The sequence below is a fragment of the uncultured Legionella sp. genome, from assembly GCF_937871865.1.
GTDB lineage: Bacteria > Pseudomonadota > Gammaproteobacteria > Legionellales > Legionellaceae > Legionella.
Genome location: NZ_CALMPD010000032.1, coordinates 1 through 22,622 on the forward strand (window position 1 = coordinate 1; position 22,622 = coordinate 22,622).

Below are 22,622 nucleotides of genomic sequence, written 5' to 3' on the forward strand. Positions count from 1 at the left end.
TTTTATTATTTCTTATTGATATTGAATTGACCTCTTCGATCGACGTGCCATATTTTGTTTTTAACCCTATTTACAACCACGTTATGTGACCTCATGGGCATCGCGGTGATTCTTATTTCAGGAAATGGTCAACGTTGAGTAATATATAGGGTTGATTAAGTCCGCAATCACGAGTCTTTGAGCTGGATTATTTCGCTAACGCTCCATAGATATACTTTTATACGAAATAAATTCGTTTACTGATCCTGGTATTTTCTTTTAATGATGCAATTATTTTTGTAGGCGAATAGAGTTTGAGTGGTGTTTTAATCCATGTTCTCATTGTTTGTTTTATATATATCATTCTCTGTTGCAAGGATTAAATAATTTCTTGCCTCAAGCCTTTTTTTCATTAAGAGTAAATCTTCTTGTTTGGTCACTATCAAGAGAGTATCTGCACCAAGAGCTCCGCATCCTTTTATTGCCAAAACTTCGGGATATTCTCTTATCGAGTTAATGATCTCCTGACTATGTGGAGCAACCAGATTTAAGCTAAAGAGTATGTGATGATAATCATTGATGGCATTGATGAACTGTATACTGTTTTTCTTTTCAAATGCCTCTTTGGCGTTGTCTACCAGATTTGACATGTAATCAATTGGAGCTGGAAGTGTTGTTTCCATCAGATGGTGATGAGTTGCGAGTTTGATGCCAGTATGGAGAATCAGGAATGATATATCTTGAAAGGGCCAGCTAAAGGCATTAATAACGTTATTTTGTTTGTTTATATACACGCAACCTTGATGGGATTGAGCAATGACGTCATAACCGCTGGGTCTTAATCCTTTGCCTTTCCACGAGGATTGATAATATGCATCCAACATAGAATTTAGCTCAGGTGTTTTATTGTTTAAGTGGCATATTGCCCAATAACACGCAAGGAATTGTGCGCTGGAGGCTCCAAGGCCACCACGCCCTTTATAGGGATCATTCCAGGAAAGGTATTTCTCGACCGGTTTTTCTTTATACCATAAGATGCCGGCAGGAGATTCTGGATGAATTTTCTCTATTGAGCTGTCACTTTCTGATAGGGACAATTCAAAATAAGGTGTTGTTGTTACAATGATGGCAGAAGCTTCTGCGACAGCGGAATATTCACCTAATAAAAAAGTTTTTGCAGGTATTTGCCACTTCATACGGCTATCGATGTTTGTCTGATTTCAGCTAAAAGATCATGAGCATTATTCAAGCTAACTCGTTTATTTATATCCAGCCATTCTTGCAGGCGTTCTTTGAGCACGGGCATCTCATTTTCATCAGCGCCAGCAACTAAGAGCAGATTATCAATATGTAATTTCATATGCCCTTGAATGATGCCATCAGTGCATAAAGCTTTAATTGCCCCTAGATTTTGAACAAGGCCTACTGCTGCAATAACCTGTGATAATTGATTTGCAGAACTAATGTTCATCATTCTTAAGCACATTTTTGCAGTAGGGTGCAAGGAGGTAACACCACCCACAGTACCTACAATAATTGGTGCAGTTAACTCACCAGTCAGTACTTCATCCTGGTAGCGCCAGCGAGTAATTGCCTGATAGCGGCCAGAGCGTGCTGCATAGGCATGCATACCTGCTTCTACTGCTCTCCAATCATTACCTGTAGCGATTAAAACGGGGTCTATTCCATTCATTACACCTTTATTGTGAGTCGCTGCTCTATAGGGGTCCATCTCCGCGAAGAGAGAGGCTTCCTGAAGCTTATGGCCAAGAATAGGGTCTATGTTGCGTATAGTTACCCTGGCTGTAGTTAATTTCTGGTCATTTAAATTGGATAAAATACACATGGTGACTGTTTCGCCAGTCAACTGCTCAATAGGGGATTTCAAATATTCTAATACTTGATTAATGATATTCGCTCCCATCGCGTCACAGCTGTTCATGGTTAAATGAATCACTGCCATATCATATCCGTCTTCTCTCGCTAAATGACGTAACTGCAAATCAATAACTCCGCCACCTCGTTTTACCATATTAGCAGCAACATCCTCATTGGCTTTTTGAATTAAGCGGAGGCGATTTGCGTTAAAAATATCCGAAAATCGTTGAAAATCGTTTATTTTGGCTAATTGAATCTGGCCCAGGATGCATTCTCCATGAACCCAGGTATTAATTTCTCCATGCTGTCTGATCCATTTGGCTGATTTGGATAAAGCAGCAATAATTGATGTTTCTTCAACTGCTAGCGGAATAACGTAATCCTGACCATCGATGTTAAAATTTGTGGCAACTCCTAGCGGAAGTTGAAAATAGCCAATGACATTTTCTATTAATTTATCAGCGAGATTCAGATCTTGAATGGCACCTTGTTTCAGGAATGCGATGTCTTCTTCAGTCATTGCCCCCAATTCTAATAATCTTTGGAAACGATCATCTCTCGATAATTTTGAGAACCCACGGAATAACTCTTTGGCATTGGAGGCTATAGACATGCCTTCTCCTTTAAATCGCTAAGCATTTGACTGCCGGTACAGAACATGGCTGTTTTTAGTTCGTATTCAATAACAGCCATTTTATTGAGTACTTGTTCAGTTGAGGTTAAAGCCGCTTCGAGCATTGGTTTTGCAAAACCGACAGAGGTCGCACCCAAGGCAATTAATTTTGCTGCATCAAGACCATGCCGTACTCCACCCGAACCCCAGATTTCAAACTCAGGATTTATCATAACCGCATTTTTTACGCTTTGTAGTGTATCTATTCCCCAGTTGCGGAACGTTTCTGCTGTTTGATGTCTGATTAAATCTTTATTGGCTCTATGACCCTCAATACGTCCCCAGTGAGTACCTCCGACACCACTGACATCAACTGCTGCGACTCCAAACTGATTGAGTCGGGTTAATGTTTTTTGAGAAAATCCACACCCAGTTTCTTTTATGATCACTGGAACGTCAATCTGTTTTACTAATACAGCCAAAGCATCCCAACAGCCTTTAAATTGAGTTGTTCCCTCTGGCTGAATGCATTCTTGCAGTGGATTGCAATGAATAATTAATGCGTTTGCCTGTAACGAATCAATTAAGCGTTGAATTGATGAAACCGGGGTGTTAATTATTTGTGCTATTCCTAGATTGCTGAATAATTGAACCGTTGGAAAATCACGGCGCAAAGGCTTCCACTCAAACGCTGCTTGCTTGTCTGTTAATTCTCTTCTCTGAGAGCCGACGCCCATTGCCCAATTGGATTGAGAGCAGGCCTCAATAAGGTTTCTGTTGATGTTAATCGCGTTGGAATGACCGGCAGTCATCGAGCTTATAAAAAAAGGAGACGTTGCTGGTTGGTTAAATCGCGTGCTCTGAATCGTTATCTCATCAAAGTTTATGTCTGGCATCGCTTCATGAAGTAGTGACATGTGATCAAACGGATTTAATTCACTGCTTTGATTTGAGGGCATGAGTGCGAGTTCAATGTGATCGCGTTTGCGCTGTTCAAATTGGCTGTAGTCGTTTTGCATGCCTGAATATGGTTTATGAAAATAGCGCCAATTTTATCATAAAGAACGAATCCAAACTACCTGATTTAAAAATGTTCCAATCATAATGATACCGCACGTGGGATATATTCTATAAAAAACAGTTGGTTTTTATCATTTAAACAGGTTCCGAAATTATCAATGTATCATTTCGGAGTCTGTTTAAAAGTACTGTTTATTACCATCGGTAGTAATATCGGTAAGGCCTATAGTATCGATAGGGATAATAGTATCTGTAGGGTCTGTAATATCTATGAGTATTATAGTAACGATAGGGTCTGTATCTATAATAGTACCATGCTACTTGAGTCGGGGTAACATAAGGTTTTGGGGCATTTAACTCTCTTGAATCTGCTCTTGCAGGAGTTACAACGACTAAAAGGCATATTAAAAAAGACAGTAATGCAAATAGTCTGATTAATGAAGTGCATTGGGTCGTATTGTGGTCCATTTTTAACTCCAAACACGTTTATCATTAATATTATAGTTCAAAATTTAGTCAGGTGTTGTAATATTCATTAATCCCTATATGTTCTAAAAAATCGCTGTCATGTGAAATGACAATAAAAGGAGCCGGGTATTTATTCAGTAAGGTAATCACATGTGCTCTGGTCTTTAGGTCTAGATTATTCGTTATTTCATCAAGTATTAATAATTTGGGTGGGTTCGCGGCAATTTGGGCCAGAGATAGGCGTGCTTTTTCTCCACCTGATAACATAGAGACCCTGGAATTAACCTCGCCATTATTTCGAAATAGAAAATCATTCAAATGTTTACGTAGTTCAAGATGGTTCCAGTCTGGTCTGCTTTTCTGTAGCGTTTCCAATACCGTATCATGTTCAATTAATTGTTGATAATGCTGATCCAGATAACCTATGTCTTTGCGGGCAGGAGTTAACCAAAATCCTTCTCTCACCATATTGTTGTCATTCATTATGCCTTTTGCTAGCGTTGATTTTCCAGAACCATTTAAACCGATTAGTGCTATTCTGCTGGTACTTGTAATATTAAGATTAATATTCTCAAGTATGGGATTTGTATTATAAGTGATAGAACCACCTCTAATGGTTACTAATGCTTTCGACGAATTTATTGAACCTTTTAACTCAAAATGAGGGGTGATATCCTCTTCAACACTTAACTCCTTCAAACGATTTAGGAGTTGTTCTTTATTTTCAGTTAGTGCTTTCTTCTTTTTTCCGGATGTTTCCTGGGCACGAAGTACTTTAGATTTTGAAACAATGGTTGGCCATTTTGCTTGATGAAGGGATTTTTCTCCTTTCAGGCGAGATTTTTTGGCTCGATGTTGTTCCTGCATTAAGGCTTGATGATTTTGTTTTTTTTGTTGCCGTAATTGACTTATTTCGAGTTCAATCGTTTGTCTGTTTTTAGTATTCTGTTGTTGCAAATGAGCGAACTGGCCTTGAAATACTGTAATTTTATTTTGGTGAAATTGCCAAAAACAATACTCATTTTGCCTTAGTAATTGAACATCGTGAGAGGCTATGATTAATGTTCCTGAATATTGTTCCAGTAGGCGCATCAGGCTGTAACGATTTTTAGCGTCTAAATGATTAGTAGGTTCATCGAGCAGAAGAACATCAGGGCTTTTTGATAAGGCACTGGTTAATGCTTGATTAAATCGCTCAGCGCCACTTATATTACTATCAATTATTAGTTGAGGGACGTAAGCGACAGAGGGATTATTAGAATAAAAAACAGAACCATCGCTAGGGGGCATCAATTTATTGATTATTTTTAGCATGCTGCTTTTACCTGAACCGTTATCACCAATTAAGGCGATTCTGTCGCCAAAATGGATGTTATGGGTAAAGGCTTCAAAGCAAATTTTATTTGAAAAATATAGACTTAAATCTACTAATTGAATTAAACGGGTCATATGCTCTCTCTCAATGAATTTGGGCGTGAATTGGTTGGCCCTTTCAGGGCTTATTGAGAGATAATGCGCATTGGAGTATAAACCTCGTTTTTAGTGTCTTGCCTTAATTATAATACATGAGCCATGCGTTGTTCAATGGATCGTGTCCACGTTCTGAATTTTCATTCAAATCAATTGGTTATTATTTAACGATGCAGCATTAATAAATTGCGTCATAATTACGGTGATTTGCTCGTATTATCCAGAGCTCCAGACTTCGACCGGCATTTCTGGAGACCTACGCCAAGCAGCAGTAATTCGGCACATTAGTTTTAACTGGCTTATTGAAAAGCATCTCATGATGTGTCAGTGAATAAATTTATAACTGTATTGTTACAAATATGAATCAAATTTTTTGTTTGATTTAAAAAAGACCAGTAGATTTTCATAGAAAAGCCAAGTACAATGTGCTTTTATTTTGTTCATTAAATTGGAGTAAACCGTGGCCGCTAAAGATAGAAGAGAGCAACGCAGCTATGCCAGAGCGTCAGAAGCAAGAAATAGCATAATTACCCGCTTGGAAGACTGTAACTCATATAAGCGATTGGAAGAAATTTTGTCGAGTATGAAAAGGTCTCAAGCCAATGCTCAAAGCCCACTGAAAATAGGGGGGCTGACACCTCATCATACATCCATGATTCAGGCGCAAGATCTTCAAATAAAACAATTGATCCAAGCAAAAAAAGCGCAATTTCCTAAGCCAGAAGTAGTGCTTGCTGAGACAAAGATTGAAATCACTGAGGCTGTTTCTGTTGAACCATTAACAACTGATTCTGATGAAGAAAGTGAGGCTAATGACGAAGTAGTTATAACGGTAGAAAATGACACTGACAAAGAAGCAATTAAAACTGTTATTTTTACAGAAGAAGCTTCTCACTCAGAGCGTTCTTTAAGTGTTGATGCAAGTGACTACGATCTTGGCAAGAACACTCCTTCAAATGAATATTCTGGACAAAGTGATTATCTGTCTGAGCGTTCGATTTCAACTTCGACAAATCGTTTTTACCGCCCACTAAAAACAAACTCCGATGAATTTAATCATGAGAGAGCGCAAGAGATAGTAGCGGTTAGAGATCAATTGATGGTTTTGAACGCAAAAAGGATAAAGCTTTCTGACATATCAGACAAGTACCGAGATAATAATCAAATGGATGATGCAAAAACTTATCGAAGAGCCACTAACGCCGCCGGAGTTATTCACACGAATCTCAGTTTATTATGTAGCGATTATGAACATAACAAAATTGATCTGAATACCTTTAAGTCAATGGCTCAACTTTATTTGAATAATGAGAATAAAGACGTTATTACACTTAATACTCATCGTGGTTATAAAGATGTAATTGCTAATTTATTGATAGCTATCACTGGTATTGGTCTTTTAGCAATAGCTGCTGCATCAATATACAATGGTCGTTTAACTATGTTTTCAGTAACTCAAACGGCTACTGGAGCTAATGTCAATTCATTAAACGATGCTGTTGAGCATGTTCGACCTGTTCCAACTTTAAGTTAATTATGAATTTAAAAAACTGCTCTTGATGTTTATCCATCAGAGCAGTTTTTTTCCTGAAATAAATGAATACATTTCATTAGATTTAAGCGTTTAAAAAGGAACATTAATAAACCTGAAGTCTGAATAATATTATGTTAACATGATTTATTAGTTTTGCTGATTTAGGGTTTTATGTATTATCCTAAAAAGCATTTATTTCAAATCATAGACCCATAGACTATGGAACAAACAAGAGCTCAGATTATTTTTGATGAAGACCATGCAACCTACCAATGTTCAGGTACCTGGTCTGTTTTGGCTCTTGATGGATTGGTTAAACTATTTAAAGCCAGCACGCTCCCAAAATCACAAAAAATAATTTTAAATGGTGAATCAATCAAGACCTTTGATAGTGCAGGGGCTTTAGCATTGATGAAGTGTGTTGCTCAATTAAAAGAACATGATAATCAGATTGAACTGATCAATTTTACGGAAAATCAACATCAGCTTATTAATCTGATTGACTCAAAAAAAGAGAGCTTAGCTTATCATATTCCGCCCCCCAAAAAAGAAGGCTTCTTATATCAGGTAGGCAAAGAGGCTGAAAATAAATTAATGCAAGCCGATGGCTTAATTATTTTAATTGGTGATTTGAGTACTAAAATATTTGAAGCTCTGGGAAACTGGCGTCGATTCCAGCTGCCCAGCATTATATCAATTATTGATTCTGCAGGTCTTAAAGCATTACCTATCGTTGCGTTACTTTCTTTTTTGATTGGGGTCGTCCTGGCTTATCAAATGGGATTGCAATTAGCTACTTATGGCGCCAATATCTTTATTGCATATTTGTCGGGTATGGCTGTTTTTCGAGAATTTGCTCCATTAATAACTGCTATTATCGTTGCCGGGAGGACTAGTTCTGCATTTACCGCCCAAATTGGCAGTATGAAGGTTAATGAAGAAATCGATGCATTACTTACCATGGGGCTCTCTCCTACAGAATTGCTTGTGGTTCCAAAAGTTATTGGGCTATTAATTGTTTTTCCCCTGTTAATTTTCTGGTCTGATATGTTCAGTATCTTTGGGGCTATGCTGATGTCAAAACACATGTTGGGCATCGGCTTTGACGATTTTTTAGTCCGTCTGAAAAATGATGTAGGATTGTCGCAAATGATGCTAGGCCTATATAAGGCTCCTGTATTTGCATTATTGATCGCATTAGTGGGGTGTTTTCAGGGGTTTAGAGTTCAGGCAAGTGCTGATAGTATTGGAAGTCAAACAACGAAAAGTGTTGTTCAGGCTTTGTTTTTGATTATTATAGCTGATGCTGCCTTCTCTATAATTTATAGCTGGATGGGACTCTAGATGAGTGAACCTGTCATTGAAATTCAAGGGATGAAGAATTACCTTGGCCATCAATGGGTGCATACAGATGTGAACCTGACTGTTCAGAAAGGCGAAATTCTGGCGATCATTGGCGGTTCAGGCAGTGGTAAAACCACTATATTACGCAGTTTGTTAATGTTGTTAAAACCAACTGCAGGTACTATTAAGGTCTTTGGTGAGGATATTAGTAAGCTTGATTCGCACGAAGCCTTTAGGCTTAGACGTCGCTGGGGGATGCTTTTTCAACATAGCGCTTTATTTTCCGCGATGAGCGTTCTGGAAAATGTGATGTTTCCGATGCGGGAGTTTACTGATTTGGAGCCAGAGTTTATGGAGGAACTTGCTCGTTTAAAAATTGCATTGGTAGGGTTACCGAATGAAGCAGCAGGAAAATTTCCTTCTGAATTGAGCGGTGGAATGCAACGAAGAGCTGCTGCAGCAAGAGCTATAGCTATGGATCCCGAACTGTTGTTTCTTGATGAGCCAACAACAGGACTCGATCCTCGTGGTGCACGGCTTTTTGATGATTTGGTGGTTTTTTTAAGAGATTCGTTGAATTTAACTATTGTCATGATCAGTCATGATATAGAATCCTTAAAAAGAACTACTGATAGAGTAGCGTTTGTCGGAGATGGGAAAATTCTTAGTGTTGAACCCATTAACGAATTAATGAAAAATAAGAACCCATTGATTGCTGATTATTTCAGTAAATTTTAAGATACATACTGTCTACAGTATAATAATAGAGGATAGGCTACTTGGAATCGAAAACCAACTACACCATAGTCGGACTTATCGTACTTATCTTGACGGGCGGACTTTTGTCTGCGGCGTTGTGGTTGTCTGTTGGCTTTAATCAGAAAGTATATACATTTTATACTGTGTATCTTCGTGAGTCGGTTTCAGGTCTTAGTGAAGAATCACCGGTTAAATACAATGGAGTCCAGGTTGGTTTTGTGAGAAAAATCAAGCTTAATAAAAATGACCCCAGACAAGTTGAGCTCACTCTAAGTATCGAAAAGGGAATCCCTATAACCACAAGTACTTCTGCTACATTAATTTCACAGGGGATAACAGGAGTAACCTTTATTGGGCTTTCTGCCGGGTCTTCTGATTTGACACCAATACAAAAGATGCCAGGAGAGCCTTATCCGGTTATCCCAGCCAAACCTTCGTTATTTAATCAATTAGATACTATTCTCAAAGAGGTATCTGATAATGTGAGTAAGGTAAGTGATCAGGCTCAACGTATATTTAATGAGCAAAATGCCGCCTATATCAGAAATACACTGACTAATGTCGATCAGTTTACTTCAATTATGGCTGCGAACAGCAGAAATATTGACAATAGCTTAAAAAGTGCCGATGTATTCCTCGCTAATATGGCCAAGGTTAGTAAAGATTTACCAAAAATGCTTGATGAATTAAAAATTGGTGTCGCCCGGTTTAATACAATGGCAGAAGACATTAGCATTGCTGGCAAAAGTGTCTCTAAAACAATGGATGCCAGTAAGAATACAGTCGACAAGATTTCTCAACAAACAATACCACCTGCGGTACTTTTGTTGCGGCGCCTGAATACAATTTCTGCAAATCTTGAGAAAGTCAGTAATGAAATGCGTCAGAATCCATCGGTAGTGATTCGGGGAACCAAACCACCTAAACTTGGACCAGGAGAGTAGTCATGAGAATCCTTCGAATTCTTATTATAAGCCTCGGACTTATTAGCTGTTCCCCAGTGAAGACCCCGGTAACTAATGAATATCAATTGACTGCGTTCAGTACCAAACAATGGGCATCCAGACCTCATCATACGTCTATTCTGGTTACAGCACCAGAGGCTGTAGCTGGATTTCAGACCGAAGAAATGTTGTATATTAAAAAACCATACCAATTGGAGTCTTTTGTAAAAAATGCATGGACAGCACCTCCGGCGGACATGTTGTTCCCTTTATTAGTACAAAGCTTACAGCGCACTGGATATTTTTATGCAGTTACCTCCAGTCCCTATAGCGAAGAGGCAACTTATCGCCTGGACACTCAACTACTTTCTTTGGCACAGAATTTTTTGAAAAAGCCTAGTGTTCTTGAGTTTTCTGCCAAAATAGTAGTAACACGAACAAGTGATAATCAAGTGGTTGGTTCACAAATTATCAGTCAACAGATAGCCTGCTTATCCGATACTCCTTATGGCGGGGTAGTGGCTGCAAATAAAGCATCACTACAATTTACTGCCAGAGTAGCCGATTTCGTTATTTCTCATATAAAATCTGACTCAGTAATAGCCAAAAAATAAAAAGAATTGTACAATGGCCCTCCATGATAGAGATGTGTGATTTCTAATAATAAAAAGAACAAAGGAGATTGAGGATGAAAGCCGGATCGTTATTTAAATTGGGATTATTAGCAGCTAGTGTGGTATTGGTTGCTGCTTGTTCCAAATCACCAGGTAGTGCTGATGGTGCAGCGATGAGTGACGCTGACGCTTCTGCTCAAGGTTTAGGTCAAATGACTCGTTTTGCTGGTCAAGAACCAGGTGAGTCTTATACAACCCAGGCTCCTCATAATCAATTGTATTTGTTCTCTTATGATGACAGTACTTTGGCTTCTAAATATTTACCTTCAGTGAATGCCCAAGCGGAATATTTGAAGACCCATCCAGGTGCACGCGTATTATTGGCTGGACACACCGACGAACGCGGAAGTCGTGAATACAACGTAGCTCTTGGTGAACACCGTGCTAATACTGTAGCAGACATTTTACGTATGGCTGGAGTGAGCAGACAACAAGTACGCGTTGTGAGTTATGGTAAAGAGCGCCCAGCAAATTACGGACATGATGATGGATCGCACGCTCAAAATCGACGTGTTGAATTTACTTACGAGGCTACAAGATGATTTATTGCAAAAAGACTATTATCGCTGCTTGTTTTTCAGTGATGTTTCCTCTGACTTGCTGGTCAGAGGCACCTGTGGTAGATGATAGTGATAATTTTGCAATTATAGATGGACAACAGATGGCCGATGAGGCCTCTGTTGTCAATCCCAAATATGATGAAGTACAGATGGAACATGCCGAATCTGATGATGGCCCAGCTTTGGTTCAAGACGATCAATCCAGTGACCTAAGCAATATCAACAAAAACGCCAGATTAATTGATAAAATCCTCAATTTACAACAAGAGGTTCAGGAATTACGTGGGCAACTTGAAGTTCAGGCTCATGATTTAAAACTCCTGCAGCAGCAACAAATAGCATTCTATAAAGATTTGGACAGCCGCATCGGTAATGCAACAGGTAAAACGGCTCAAAATAAGCCTGCCACTGATTTAACGATTGGCTCTACTGGCCCTACTCAGGCTAAGGCTCCAGCTGCATCACAACTGCAAATAGCAAAGCCTGCGCCTAATAAACCCGTTATCGCGGTATCCAGAATTAATCCTGCAGATGAACAAATCGGTTATCTCGCAGCTTATGAATTAGTAAAAGACAAACAATATGATAAAGCCATCAGTGCGATGCAAAGCTTTGCACAAAAATATCCTAACGGCGGATATACTGCTAATGCAGAATATTGGTTAGGAGAGTTGTACCTGGTTAAGAGAGACTATCCTCGCTCTATCGAACATTTTGAAACGGTATTACAACAGTTTCCTTCTTCCAGCAAATCAGCCGCCAGTATGTTAAAACTAGGTTATGCCTATGCTGCAAAAGGTGATAATCAAGAAGCGAAAAGACGCTTTCAGCAAGTTGTAAAGACTTATCCAGGTACACCTACTGCACAATTAGCAACTTCAAAATTGGAATCAATTAACGCTTTATGAAACGTTTTAGCAATCAATTAAGAATTACGGAAATATTTCATTCTTTGCAAGGAGAATCAGTCACTGTGGGATTACCTACAGTATTTGTTCGTTTGACTGGTTGTCCTTTACGCTGTCAGTATTGTGATACCGCCTATGCGTTTACTGGCGGTACTGTTCAGGAAATGGATGACATCATGGCATCTATTGCGTCTTTCAAATGCAAGCGTGTGTGTGTTACTGGTGGTGAGCCTTTGGCACAGCAAGGTTGTATTTCTTTGATGAAACGATTATGTGACGAAGGTTATAGCGTTTCAATAGAAACCAGTGGCGCTCGTGATATTGCTGAAATAGATCCTCGCGTTATGATTGTCATGGATTTAAAAACTCCTGACTCGCTTGAAGCCGATAAAAATCTGCTCTCTAATCTGGACTATTTAAAACCTACAGATCAAATCAAATTTGTATTATGCAGCCGAAATGATTTTGATTGGGCCAGCGCTATGATAAAAGAACATAGTCTGGCCGATCGTGTACATTTGCTCTTTTCACCAAGCTGGAACCAGCTCAATCCGACCGACCTGGCAAACTGGATTATAGAAGATAATCTACCTGTTCGCTTTCAACTGCAATTGCATAAGATTTTATGGAATGATGCACCAGGTCATTGATCTCAAGGAGAAATTTTATGCATTGGCTTTCACAGGCACCAGCTAATATTGCTTTGATTAAATATATGGGGAAAAAAAATCAGGATTCAAATCTTCCCGATAATGCCTCTTTGTCATACACTTTAAATGATTTATTAACTACCGTAAAACTGGAGTTGTTGCCTGGGAAAAAAGACTTATGGGAGTCTCTAAATATTCCAGGTGCTGCAGAATTTAATTTATCCAGTGCCGGACAAAAGAGATATATTGACCATTTAGCCAGATTAAAAGATTATTTTGGTTACACCGGTGGTTTTTTAATTCAATCGAGCAACAATTTTCCGCACAGTAGTGGTTTGGCAAGTTCTGCATCCAGTTTTGCTGCATTGACTAAGTGTGCTGTGCTTGCCTTAAGTGAATTGACTAATAAGAACGTTCTTTCTATTGATGAACAAGCATATTTAAGTCGTTTAGGTTCAGGTTCTTCATGTCGGTCCTTTTATTCTCCCTGGGCTATATGGGATGAGCAAGGCGTGCGCACTATTGATTTACCTTATAAAAATTTGATTCATCAAGTGATAGTCGTAAGCAATCAGGAAAAAGAAGTCTCTTCCAGTGAAGCACATAGACGCGTAAAGACCAGCCCATTTTATGCCGACAGAAGTGAGCGTGCAGAGGAGAGGCTTAAATTATTGTTGGATGCATTCATGCTTGAAGATTGGGCAAATATTTATAAAATCTGTTGGCACGAATTTCAGGACATGCATAACTTATTCAGTAGCTGTGAACAACCATTCACTTATATTTCAAAAAGCAGTATGGACATACTAAAAATTCTTGAATCAAAATGGGAAGATGAAGGTGATGGTCCTATTGTAACCATGGATGCAGGCCCTAATATTCATTTACTGTATCGAGAAGATCAAGCCGATAAGGCACGTCAATTTAAATCACAATATTTGTTAGGTAATTACGATGTTCTATGATTTTGAAACAATAACTTATGGCAAATGGATCCTTGCTGGAGAGCATGCTGTTGTTCGAGGCCATGAAGCATTAGTTTTTCCTATTACAGAGAGACAATTACAACTTCGTTATAAGGCTCACTCTCCATCATTAAGTGCCGATTATTCTGGCAGTACAGGTCAGGACATGCATTTATTGTTTTGGAGTGTTCTAGAGAAGGGAATGCAGTTATTAGGCCGTTCTTTTAATCAATTAGGTGGCCATTTTGAATTAGATACTAATATTCCGGTTGGTGTTGGAATGGGGGCTTCAGCTGCGTTGTGTGTAGCAATGAGCCGTTGGTTCTGTGCCCAGCAAATGGTAGAGGATAAAAACTGCAATGAGTTTGCCAAGGAGTTAGAACACCTTTTTCATGGCAAAAGCAGTGGTCTTGACATTGCTGGTGTAGCTGCTGAAGGCGGAGTATTTTTTAAAGGAGGAGTGAGTACTCCTTTAAAACAGGTCATTAAACCACAATGGTATCTGTCTTCCTGTAATCAAATTGGAATTACTTCTCATTGCATTCAGCAAGTTAATCTTCTATGGGAAAAGGAGCCACTTTTAGCTGAGAAAATAGATTCACAGATGATTGAAGCAGTTCATGAGGCTCGATGCGCGCTTGAAACTGCTGATGTCAATGCGGTCGAACTTTTGGCTAAAGCCATGAATAAAGCTGCAGATTGCTTTTTTCAATGGGGCTTGGTTAGTGAAAGTTTACAACAACATATGAATGCACTATTTGATGCTGGCGCACTGGCCGTAAAACCAACAGGATCTGGTGGAGGCGGATTTGTTCTTAGCCTTTGGGATAAACAACCAGAACAGTTTCAGGATTTTATTGCTGTTTAATTAGAATGATATTGCTGTGATTAATACGGATAAAAATCCAGCTTGCAGTTAAGATATTATCTTAGCTTTAATCTTCTCTTAATAATTTTCTACTAGAATTAAGATCAGAGTTTGTTCTTCAAGGATATTTTATGTCTTATTCTAAATATGATATTGACAAAAACGGAGTAAAAGATGAGATTATTGAATCACTTAATTCGTTAATTGCAGATTATAGCGATAAATTGAGTGATACTATCAATTCAGAGGGATTCATTACCTCTACTCGACCCGCGCTTAATTTATTAACCTTCAAAGCACTTTTATCACTACAAGAATTGATCAGCCGTCCGGAAATTTCTGATCGGATTGCAATAAATAAAATTGAAAACCTTATCCAGTCTGTTCAATACAATCATAAAAAAATCACATCGGTAGAAGAGTCCTTCTTTAAAATTTTTACATTATCAAAAATTCAGTCATGGAATGAACGGCTGATTGGGAATCCTGCTTCAGGTATTACCGTATGCTTTGGGGGTACAGGTCATATCAATCATCTGGAAGGCGAGGCTCATTGCGAAGTAGCAAACAGCTATGATTCATCTATGGAAAATAAAGCCTTATTAGATACTTATATTTATAATGTTCCAGGTGTAGCAAGTGATCCTGATGGTTTGTTTGATCCTGATGTTCTTGGTGTCCAAGGCATTATTACAGGTAGAAAACCCGTGTATCCTTCAGTACTGCCAGTTGCTGTGGTTAAAGGACAAAAATCAATCGCTGGAAATGGTTGTGTGGAAGCGGTTCAAGATGCCTTCGCATACATCAAGCAACGTATTGAGCAGGGTGATATTGCTGATGATGCTGTAATTACTATTCTGGGGCATAGTAGAGGTGCTGTTGAAAGTTTGCTTTTGACACAATTGTTAATTAATCATCCCTATTTAATGGGCAATCGCACATTAAAAGTTGTTGCTCACGACCCCGTACGTGGCAAACAAATCCCTCCCGGGTATTTTACTATTGGTGAAGAGCGCTTTGATGTTGATGAATTGCTATTTAAACCCAAACCTGAGAATTCTCCCTTAGCTCAAATAACTGTTCCTGTTGCTATGAGTGATCTTCGTCATGATGAATTTCCTCTTGTAGATATTCATCGATTTGAAGAATGTATGGGGGACGGGATTGTTACGGTAGAACCTCATCCTGGATTTCATAATTGCGCTTTAATGCCTGCAGCTACTGTACATTCCATGGTTGTTTCAAATAAATTTGAAGAGAATTATTTTTCCAATATTTGGTATCGACATAATTTTGCTGGCGACTCCCTGGAACGTGAAGCAAAAATGACTGCGCTGAATTGGGATTATAAGTTCTTGTTAAACAATTATTATCTTCTGGATGATAAAACCCAATTATCGGTAGAAGACAAAGGGAAATGCATAGAAATATATTCTCGATGGATACTTGATAATTATGAAAGAACACTGATTAACCCAGGATTTCATGCTGCGGTGACCCAGCAATCAAGATTCATAAATAGCCATCATTTATCAAAAGTTCCTGGCTTATTTTATAATCTTCATCACGAGGCCTTAATCGAATCTATGGCCCCTGAATTTTATGCGGCTGTTGAAAAACTGTTTCAAAATGAGACTATCGCTGAAGTGAATCTAATTCCTTTGATTAGTGATCTTTCGCCAGAAGGGCTTGCTGCATTTAAGCGGCTACCCATGTCTTTTCAAAATCTGGCATCTACTATCACTATAAAAAATATTCTTGAGAATAAAAAAATATATGAAGCTACTAGCAACGAAATAAATAAGCAAAGCATAGGCGAATCAATGGGGATCGCTTTCTTTAGAGATAAAATCTTATACCCCGAAGATCATGCAAGAAAAACAGTCAAAGCCAGTTACCAACAATTTACCGGAATTACTCCCCTCATAAATGCTTCTACTACTTTGGCAAAAATGAAACAGGCTTTCGTTGATATACAATCTCATCCCCAATCGGGTATGGATGACAAATTCAATTTAGCGATGCAAGCTGCAGCGCATGAATTTTTACATCATTGTGACGATTCCCGGCATAAAGATGCTGGCATACGCCTGCAATATTTTCTGATGAAAGAATTTTGTCAGTATCTGGTGAATAAATTAAGTAACACGAAAATACGTCAGGAAAATCCAGACGCTATAGCGCGGCTTAGAAGTAATATTCAGCTGGTTGTAACGGCTCTGAATCATATCCTTTCTATTGATGACCCAAATCAACAATTTAAATTCATAAATACCCAAGTTATTCCGCGTTTACAGACAGGATCTCCCTTAGGTGTGGGAACTTTAGTGGGATCGTTGATAGATGGTATGAGGCATTACAAGAACTCCTCTCCAAGTCTAGAGGTGAAACAAGCGATTACTAATCTGGATTTACTTATAGCCAACTCCCCTGTTTCTTTAGCAAATTTTTCATTGGATGAGAATAATCGCTTAGCGAAGAATTGGATTTATGCTACCGAAGACACCCAACAATTAAACAATTATTTAAAAAATCTATGCATTAAGGTATCTATGCTAAGCGAAGAGGAGCTTAAAACTCCTTTAAATATGAGCCTACGTGTTAACTTACAACATTTTATGCATCTTCAGACACTTGGCTTTATTGAGGAGCTAGGAATTAATTCTGACCTGAAAAGTCCTAAACTAAGTCTGGAACGTTTAGGTCATTATAACCAGGCTAACCAGTTTCATAATGATTTGCTCGATAGTAAACTGCCCAAAATTAACTATAATGCGCGCACAGGTCATTATACTGCACCCGACGACGATAAAGCACATCAGCACGGCGCAGAAGCTGCACGCATTTTTTTCTCAACTCAGCTAGAGCGTTTTAAAGCAGTGCTAAACTGGGTTTTTGCCAAAGTAGGCATTCATATATTTGAAACAGCGCGATATAGCGAGCATGATTATTTAGACAGCGACATCTATCTTCATGATACGCCTATTGATCCGGAAACGGATAAAACCGTCCATTATTGGATAGGCCATGCTTCTAATTTTTTCGTTATTCCAACCCCTAATGGCAAACCTTTACATGTACTAACAGATCCCTTCGAAGGGGACATGGCACCGGTGATTTATCCTCGGATGACTAAAGAAGGCAAGCTTATTGATGGTGAAGGAGATAAGCGGTTGCCAAAAGTAGACGTGGTCATCATGTCTCATAATCATAGAGATCATCATTCTGAAGAAACCTTACAACGTTTATTAAAACAAAATCCTAAAATGATAGTTCCCAAAGGTGATAAAAAATTGTTTACTGATCAGGGTTTTACTGACGTTGTGGAATTGGAAGCTTGGGAAGAGGCAACCATTAAAGATGGGAGTATTGAACTATTGAGGTTAACCGCTGTACCTGCCAGACACTGGTCTGGGAGAGGTCTAATGGATGCACATAAATCTGCATTTAATGGTTATGTGTTGCAGTCACCGGCCATGGAAGGTGATATTTATTTTGCCGGAGATACAGCCTTCATGGATGATGTAAATGTAGATCCATTGTTTGCCAAATTTAATATTAAAACCTCTATTCAGCCAGGAGGGCCAGATGAACGAAGGGAGGACATGGAGTCTACACACCAATCTTCTGCAGATGGGATCTGGATGCACTTTAAAATGTTATCAGCACATTATGAAAAAATGAAATCAGCTAATAACGGGGCTAATCCTAGTCTGGAAGAATTCCTGGAACATATTAAACAAGTTAAAACCATTTATAATCATACAGCCACTTTTAAATTGGGTAATTTACGTCTTAAAGACACCAATTTCAGTTATCAGCGGGTAGTGGGGGCATTTAAAGAAGGAGAGGAATGGCAAAATATCCATTTGCCTACTCATGAGAAGGAGGCTTATCAAGGTATTATGGCTTTGGCTCAAGGAATGGTTTTTGGTGAGGACAATAAGTCATTAACTAAAGAGCATATTGTTGATTTAATCCAAAGTTCTGTAATCATACCTAAAATAGGGCAAAGGCAAGCGCTTTATTCTACGCAGGAAGAAGGACTGGCTCAATCGTTCCAACACAGAAGCCTCATTACAAACAGGCGCTCTTTAGTTGAATTAGATAATCTGTTGAACGAGCATATTAATTTAAGCCAAAACCGTAAGGTAGGCACATCTGAAATCATACTTAAATTTTTGGATGCTTATCATAGTCCTTGGTATACCTTCTTTACACGAAGTTACGAAAAACAAAATCTGCAACGTTACAGAGATATGATTTCCGATTGTGATAATGATCCAAAACGCTTATTACATTGTTTAAATGAGATGGAGCAAGAACTAGGAAAAAGAAACCTGCATGGACACATGCAGAGTTTGGTTCATTATGCCAAATGGGTAGTTCTGTTTACTCAAAAACATCAGGAACATTCTTTAGATAAATTTAAAGAGTTTTTCGCTTGCCAACAAGTAAGAAAGTTGGTCGATGAAGAAATTCATAATTCGGGTTGGATATTATCAGGCCCAGATCGCAGTCAAAAACAAGAAGCATTCATGAGCTTGTCTGATCAATTGTCCAAAGCTTCCCAAGATAAAGAAGGGTACGAAAAAACTATTGATAGCTGGTTAAAGGCAAAAGCAAATGCTAATGCGGATCAAACTAATGATCAAATGCTCTCGGAACATCGTTATGGTGGCGAAGATATAACTCATAGTAAGGAAGTGGTGGTCAAAATTCAAAGTTTAGTTTGTAAAAGCAGTTTTTTTTCTAAGGTTGAAAAACAGTCTTCACAGGAAAAGGATTCTGTCAACTTAACTTTGCGTTAAACAGTGTTTTAGTGTATTAGCGAGCGTGAGGGAGTAGGAACTATCTATTTGAACATGATGTGTTAATCAACAAATTGATAATATACTTCATGTTCCTTTATCATTCCTAGCTCGTGACGAGCTTGCTCTTCAAGTGCTTGATCACCTCCTTTTAGCTCTCGAATATCTGCTTCCATAGCTCGGTTTCGAGTGGCTAATTTATTGTTTTCCTGCCGGTGATCTTCAAGCTTTTTTTCAAGATTTATCCACTGGATGACATTACCATCACCTAGCCAAAGCTTATGTTGTAGTACAACTAAAGCAATAATCAAGATAATGAATATGGGGCGCATAATTTCTGTCTTTTGATGTTTCTAATGATTATTGTATTACCTTATTGCACGCTGGAGCAATATCTGAAAGAGCTAAATCAGCTTTTTTATTTATAAAACCATCCTATTATGGACTTATCTATAGATTTGATGAACAGAACAAATTGAGCCGCCTTCCTCTGATTTGGGAGAAGGCGGTTATCTGATTATCGACTCATGATGCTCATCCCTGCGTAGGGTAGAGTAGAGTATTCATTGATACGGATAAGTTGATTGTATTTTGCGGTACGATCAGTACGGCATAAAGAACCCGTTTTAATTTGTCCACAGCCTGTAGCTACCGCAAGATCTGCAATAAAAGTATCTTCCGTTTCTCCGGAACGATGAGACATAACACAGCGATAGCCGTTTTGATGAGCCAGTTTAATTGCCTGTCTGGTTTCGCTTAATGTTCCAATTTGATTTACTTTGATTAAGATAGCGTTGGCAATATTCTGAGCTATCCCTTCTTGCAATATTTTAGGATTGGTTACAAACAAATCATCACCAACAAGCTGAGTCGTCGCTCCAAGGCGTTCGGTTAATAATTTCCACCCTGCCCAGTCTTGTTCATCCAGCCCATCTTCAATGCTGACAATAGGATAACTGGAAACAAGATTTGCATAATAGTCAATCAGTTGAATGGAGCTGAATTTTTGATTTTCTGAAGCCATATGGTATGTGCCGTGCTCATAAAGCTCAGATGCAGCAACATCTAGAGAAAATACAATATCTTTGCCCAGACGATAACCCGCCTTTTCAACAGCCTCACTTAGCATATCAAGAGCTTGTCTGTTCGATTTAATATCAGGAGCAAAACCACCTTCATCACCAACGGAAGTACTCAAGCCTTGTTTCTTTAGAACAGATTTCAGGACATGGAACACCTCAGCTCCCATACGTAGTGCTGTAGGAAAATCTTGTGCCCCTATAGGTAGAATCATAAATTCCTGTATATCCACATTATTGTCCGCATGAGCACCGCCGTTGAGTATATTCATCATAGGTACAGGCATAGACATCTGTTCGCCTTGATTCAAGTCCACAAATAAGGGATGACGATGAGAGAGTGATCTTGCTCTGGCACTGGCTAATGAAACGGCAAGAATGGCGTTGGCACCTAAGCGCGATTTATTCTCTGTTCCGTCCAGTTCACATAATTTATGATCTAGTTTTTCTTGATCTTCTACGTTCGAACCTTTAAGTGCTGCGTTAATTTCATTATTTACATGCGAAACCGCTTGCTGTACTCCTTTACCATTATAACGTTTTGGATCGTTATCACGAAGCTCACAAGCCTCACGACTTCCTGTGGATGCACCAGATGGTACACTGGCTCTTCCTACTATACCATTATCTAGCACTACATCTGCTTCAACCGTTGGGTTGCCACGAGAATCTAAAAGTTCACGAGCTTGAATTTTTGCTATTTGCATATTAATTCCTGATTGTAATTAAAAATATTAAATAGTTACTACACCAAGGCTGAGTAATGCATTGGCCAATGGGAGCAGTGGTAAACCCAGAATTGTGTCCTCATTGCCGTCTACTTCCTTGAACAACCATTTACCTTTGCTCTCATATTGATAGGCTCCGCAACTTTGATAGGGTTTTTCACTTTGCAGATAAGCTTCAATAGTGTGTTCACTCAGGTAATGAAGCGTTAAATTTGCTATCTCATGGTGGTACCAGAGAATTTTATCGTCTTTGGCAATACAAAGGCAGGCTATTTGTTGGTGTTTTTTGCCGCTTAACAGGCGCAGATGTTCAATTGCGGTTTGGTGATTTAAAGGTTTATCCAAAATTTTTTTGCCTATAACGCAGAGTTGGTCTGCAGCAATCACATAGTGCTCCGGATAACGCTTACTCACTTCCAAAGCTTTACTGTTAGCTAAAGCGAAGCCAAGATCGAGATGATTATCCGATTGATGGATTTTTTTTATTGCATCTTCGTCTACATTTGAGGGGATTACTAAAAAATCCAGCCCAAGCGTATCAAGTAATTTAAGTCTAATTGAAGAACCTGATGCCAGAATCAATGGCTTATGTTGTAAAAATTTAAACATAAATCGCTACCGATGCCATAAGCAAGAAACCAATTATTACGAAGCTGAAATCACTTAGATTACAGCAGCGCTCCACCATCACACAGCGTTCTAATCCATGCAGAGTACCTAGGTATAGGAATGTACCAGCTGATGCGGCTATTAATATCGGATCAAATACGGAGTTTGTTTCTATTCCTTGACCAAAGTACCATCCAAGATAGATTCCTAGCGGAGTCATAAAACTAAATAAAATGAAAAATATCATGCTTTTATTGGTACTCATGGAGCTTTTATTTAACTGGACAGCAATTGCGAAGCTTTCAGCCCATTTATGAGTGATTATCGCTAAAAATAACATGATGATCATTGAGTTGTATTGAGCCAATCCAAGAGCAGCTCCTAGCATAATAGAATGCACAGAAAGCATTGCCCAGGCCAATATGGCAAATGCAGGATGTTCAGAACTATGGTGGTGATATAATTCTTTGCCTAAATGTTCAAACCAAAGGAAGATTAAGAACACTGCCCCGGTAATGATAAATGCAAAGGGATAATCATAGCCCATGCTTTTAAACAAAGTATTTGATTCAGGCAGCATATGCAGAAGGGCTGCTCCTAAAAAAACACCTGTTGCCAAAGTTTCTCCAATTGGAAAATCAATGTGCTGATCATCTTTTATACGTTTTTTGAACGGATACCAACCTGCAATGATTATTACTATGTAAATGGATATGGCAAATATTATCTTTAAACTCGTAGCCGAAAACATGAAGTATTCC

The 22,622-nt window shown here is 38.7% G+C and carries 20 protein-coding genes; 11 read left to right on the plus strand and 9 right to left on the minus strand.

All coding sequences use genetic code 11. The features are described 5' to 3' along the window. Positions 1–305: 305 nt before the first annotated feature. From Q0495_RS01885 to Q0495_RS01905, 5 genes are all read right to left on the minus strand, one after another. Positions 306–1,175 carry a hypothetical protein gene (locus tag Q0495_RS01885; protein ID WP_298622458.1) on the minus strand — a complete coding sequence of 290 codons (870 nt, stop codon included), beginning with the start codon at positions 1,173–1,175 and terminating at the stop codon, positions 306–308. Beyond that, entirely contained in the window at positions 1,172–2,470 is a 1,299-nt protein-coding gene (locus Q0495_RS01890; protein WP_298622460.1) for a hydroxymethylglutaryl-CoA reductase, degradative, read from the minus strand. The genes Q0495_RS01885 and Q0495_RS01890 overlap by 4 nt, the downstream gene beginning before the upstream one ends. Continuing rightward, positions 2,461–3,489, minus strand: a complete 1,029-nt coding sequence (fni, locus tag Q0495_RS01895; RefSeq protein ID WP_298622462.1) for a type 2 isopentenyl-diphosphate Delta-isomerase — start codon at positions 3,487–3,489, stop codon at positions 2,461–2,463. Before fni ends, Q0495_RS01890 begins: the two co-directional genes overlap by 10 nt. A gap of 196 nt (positions 3,490–3,685) precedes the next feature. Further along, on the minus strand, positions 3,686–3,958 hold the full coding sequence (locus Q0495_RS01900) for a hypothetical protein (RefSeq protein ID WP_298622464.1): 273 nt from the start codon (positions 3,956–3,958) through the stop codon (positions 3,686–3,688). 48 nt (positions 3,959–4,006) lie between these two features. Next, positions 4,007–5,407, minus strand: coding sequence for an ATP-binding cassette domain-containing protein (locus Q0495_RS01905; RefSeq protein ID WP_298622466.1), 1,401 nt, complete (start codon positions 5,405–5,407; stop codon positions 4,007–4,009). A 481-nt stretch (positions 5,408–5,888) separates the two neighbouring features. On the opposite strand from Q0495_RS01905, the gene Q0495_RS01910 reads away from it, so the two are divergent. The 11 genes from Q0495_RS01910 to Q0495_RS01960 all read left to right on the plus strand — a co-directional run bounded on the left by Q0495_RS01910 (position 5,889) and on the right by Q0495_RS01960 (position 19,445). Beyond that, positions 5,889–6,962, plus strand: a complete 1,074-nt coding sequence (locus tag Q0495_RS01910) for a hypothetical protein (protein WP_298622468.1) — start codon at positions 5,889–5,891, stop codon at positions 6,960–6,962. A 219-nt stretch (positions 6,963–7,181) separates the two neighbouring features. Further along, positions 7,182–8,306, plus strand: a complete 1,125-nt coding sequence (locus Q0495_RS01915) for an ABC transporter permease (protein ID WP_298622470.1) — start codon at positions 7,182–7,184, stop codon at positions 8,304–8,306. Beyond that, positions 8,307–9,044, plus strand: a complete 738-nt coding sequence (locus Q0495_RS01920) for an ABC transporter ATP-binding protein (protein WP_298622471.1) — start codon at positions 8,307–8,309, stop codon at positions 9,042–9,044. A 41-nt stretch (positions 9,045–9,085) separates the two neighbouring features. Continuing rightward, a complete protein-coding gene (locus Q0495_RS01925) occupies positions 9,086–10,009 on the plus strand; it encodes an MlaD family protein (RefSeq protein ID WP_298622472.1) in 924 nt (307 codons plus the stop codon). Between the two features lie 2 nt (positions 10,010–10,011). Continuing rightward, positions 10,012–10,623 (plus strand): ABC-type transport auxiliary lipoprotein family protein, encoded by a 612-nt coding sequence (locus Q0495_RS01930; protein WP_298622474.1) that lies wholly within the window; start codon positions 10,012–10,014, stop codon positions 10,621–10,623. Positions 10,624–10,697: 74 nt separating this feature from the next. Then, positions 10,698–11,225 (plus strand): peptidoglycan-associated lipoprotein Pal, encoded by a 528-nt coding sequence (gene pal / locus Q0495_RS01935; RefSeq protein ID WP_298622475.1) that lies wholly within the window; start codon positions 10,698–10,700, stop codon positions 11,223–11,225. Further along, positions 11,222–12,151: a tol-pal system protein YbgF gene (gene ybgF, locus Q0495_RS01940; protein WP_298622477.1), complete on the plus strand. Its 930-nt coding sequence runs from the start codon at positions 11,222–11,224 to the stop codon at positions 12,149–12,151. Before pal ends, ybgF begins: the two co-directional genes overlap by 4 nt. After that, positions 12,148–12,801 (plus strand): 7-carboxy-7-deazaguanine synthase QueE, encoded by a 654-nt coding sequence (gene queE / locus Q0495_RS01945; RefSeq protein WP_298622479.1) that lies wholly within the window; start codon positions 12,148–12,150, stop codon positions 12,799–12,801. The genes ybgF and queE overlap by 4 nt, the downstream gene beginning before the upstream one ends. 17 nt (positions 12,802–12,818) lie before the next feature. After that, positions 12,819–13,766 (plus strand): diphosphomevalonate decarboxylase, encoded by a 948-nt coding sequence (locus Q0495_RS01950; RefSeq protein ID WP_298622481.1) that lies wholly within the window; start codon positions 12,819–12,821, stop codon positions 13,764–13,766. Continuing rightward, positions 13,756–14,634 (plus strand): mevalonate kinase, encoded by an 879-nt coding sequence (locus tag Q0495_RS01955; protein ID WP_298622483.1) that lies wholly within the window; start codon positions 13,756–13,758, stop codon positions 14,632–14,634. The genes Q0495_RS01950 and Q0495_RS01955 overlap by 11 nt, the downstream gene beginning before the upstream one ends. Positions 14,635–14,765: 131 nt before the next feature. Then, positions 14,766–19,445, plus strand: a complete 4,680-nt coding sequence (locus Q0495_RS01960; protein WP_298622485.1) for an MBL fold metallo-hydrolase — start codon at positions 14,766–14,768, stop codon at positions 19,443–19,445. Positions 19,446–19,507: 62 nt separating this feature from the next. Here Q0495_RS01960 and ftsB read toward each other — a convergent pair whose 3' ends face one another. The 4 genes from ftsB to Q0495_RS01980 all read right to left on the minus strand — a co-directional run bounded on the left by ftsB (position 19,508) and on the right by Q0495_RS01980 (position 22,612). Then, complete coding sequence (gene ftsB, locus Q0495_RS01965; protein WP_298622486.1) at positions 19,508–19,777, minus strand: cell division protein FtsB; 270 nt, start codon at positions 19,775–19,777, stop codon at positions 19,508–19,510. A gap of 185 nt (positions 19,778–19,962) precedes the next feature. Further along, entirely contained in the window at positions 19,963–21,231 is a 1,269-nt protein-coding gene (gene eno, locus Q0495_RS01970; RefSeq protein WP_298622487.1) for a phosphopyruvate hydratase, read from the minus strand. 27 nt (positions 21,232–21,258) lie between these two features. After that, positions 21,259–21,861 carry a Maf family nucleotide pyrophosphatase gene (locus tag Q0495_RS01975; protein ID WP_298622489.1) on the minus strand — a complete coding sequence of 201 codons (603 nt, stop codon included), beginning with the start codon at positions 21,859–21,861 and terminating at the stop codon, positions 21,259–21,261. After that, complete coding sequence (locus Q0495_RS01980) at positions 21,854–22,612, minus strand: ZIP family metal transporter (RefSeq protein ID WP_298622491.1); 759 nt, start codon at positions 22,610–22,612, stop codon at positions 21,854–21,856. Before Q0495_RS01980 ends, Q0495_RS01975 begins: the two co-directional genes overlap by 8 nt. Between the last annotated feature and the right edge of the window lie 10 nt (positions 22,613–22,622).

Excerpts from the sequence above, each read along its gene's own strand:
- Q0495_RS01885 (WP_298622458.1), bottom strand. The coding sequence starts at position 1,175 with ATGAAGTGGCAAATACCTGCAAAAACTTTTTTATTAGGTGAATATTCC.
- Q0495_RS01890 (WP_298622460.1), bottom strand. The coding sequence starts at position 2,470 with ATGTCTATAGCCTCCAATGCCAAAGAGTTATTCCGTGGGTTCTCAAAA.
- fni (WP_298622462.1), bottom strand. The coding sequence starts at position 3,489 with ATGCAAAACGACTACAGCCAATTTGAACAGCGCAAACGCGATCACATT.
- Q0495_RS01900 (WP_298622464.1), bottom strand. The coding sequence starts at position 3,958 with ATGGACCACAATACGACCCAATGCACTTCATTAATCAGACTATTTGCA.
- Q0495_RS01905 (WP_298622466.1), bottom strand. The coding sequence starts at position 5,407 with ATGACCCGTTTAATTCAATTAGTAGATTTAAGTCTATATTTTTCAAAT.
- Q0495_RS01915 (WP_298622470.1), top strand. The coding sequence starts at position 7,182 with ATGGAACAAACAAGAGCTCAGATTATTTTTGATGAAGACCATGCAACC.
- Q0495_RS01920 (WP_298622471.1), top strand. The coding sequence starts at position 8,307 with ATGAGTGAACCTGTCATTGAAATTCAAGGGATGAAGAATTACCTTGGC.
- Q0495_RS01930 (WP_298622474.1), top strand. The coding sequence starts at position 10,012 with ATGAGAATCCTTCGAATTCTTATTATAAGCCTCGGACTTATTAGCTGT.
- pal (WP_298622475.1), top strand. The coding sequence starts at position 10,698 with ATGAAAGCCGGATCGTTATTTAAATTGGGATTATTAGCAGCTAGTGTG.
- ybgF (WP_298622477.1), top strand. The coding sequence starts at position 11,222 with ATGATTTATTGCAAAAAGACTATTATCGCTGCTTGTTTTTCAGTGATG.
- queE (WP_298622479.1), top strand. The coding sequence starts at position 12,148 with ATGAAACGTTTTAGCAATCAATTAAGAATTACGGAAATATTTCATTCT.
- Q0495_RS01950 (WP_298622481.1), top strand. The coding sequence starts at position 12,819 with ATGCATTGGCTTTCACAGGCACCAGCTAATATTGCTTTGATTAAATAT.
- Q0495_RS01955 (WP_298622483.1), top strand. The coding sequence starts at position 13,756 with ATGTTCTATGATTTTGAAACAATAACTTATGGCAAATGGATCCTTGCT.
- Q0495_RS01960 (WP_298622485.1), top strand. The coding sequence starts at position 14,766 with ATGTCTTATTCTAAATATGATATTGACAAAAACGGAGTAAAAGATGAG.
- ftsB (WP_298622486.1), bottom strand. The coding sequence starts at position 19,777 with ATGCGCCCCATATTCATTATCTTGATTATTGCTTTAGTTGTACTACAA.
- eno (WP_298622487.1), bottom strand. The coding sequence starts at position 21,231 with ATGCAAATAGCAAAAATTCAAGCTCGTGAACTTTTAGATTCTCGTGGC.
- Q0495_RS01975 (WP_298622489.1), bottom strand. The coding sequence starts at position 21,861 with ATGTTTAAATTTTTACAACATAAGCCATTGATTCTGGCATCAGGTTCT.
- Q0495_RS01980 (WP_298622491.1), bottom strand. The coding sequence starts at position 22,612 with ATGTTTTCGGCTACGAGTTTAAAGATAATATTTGCCATATCCATTTAC.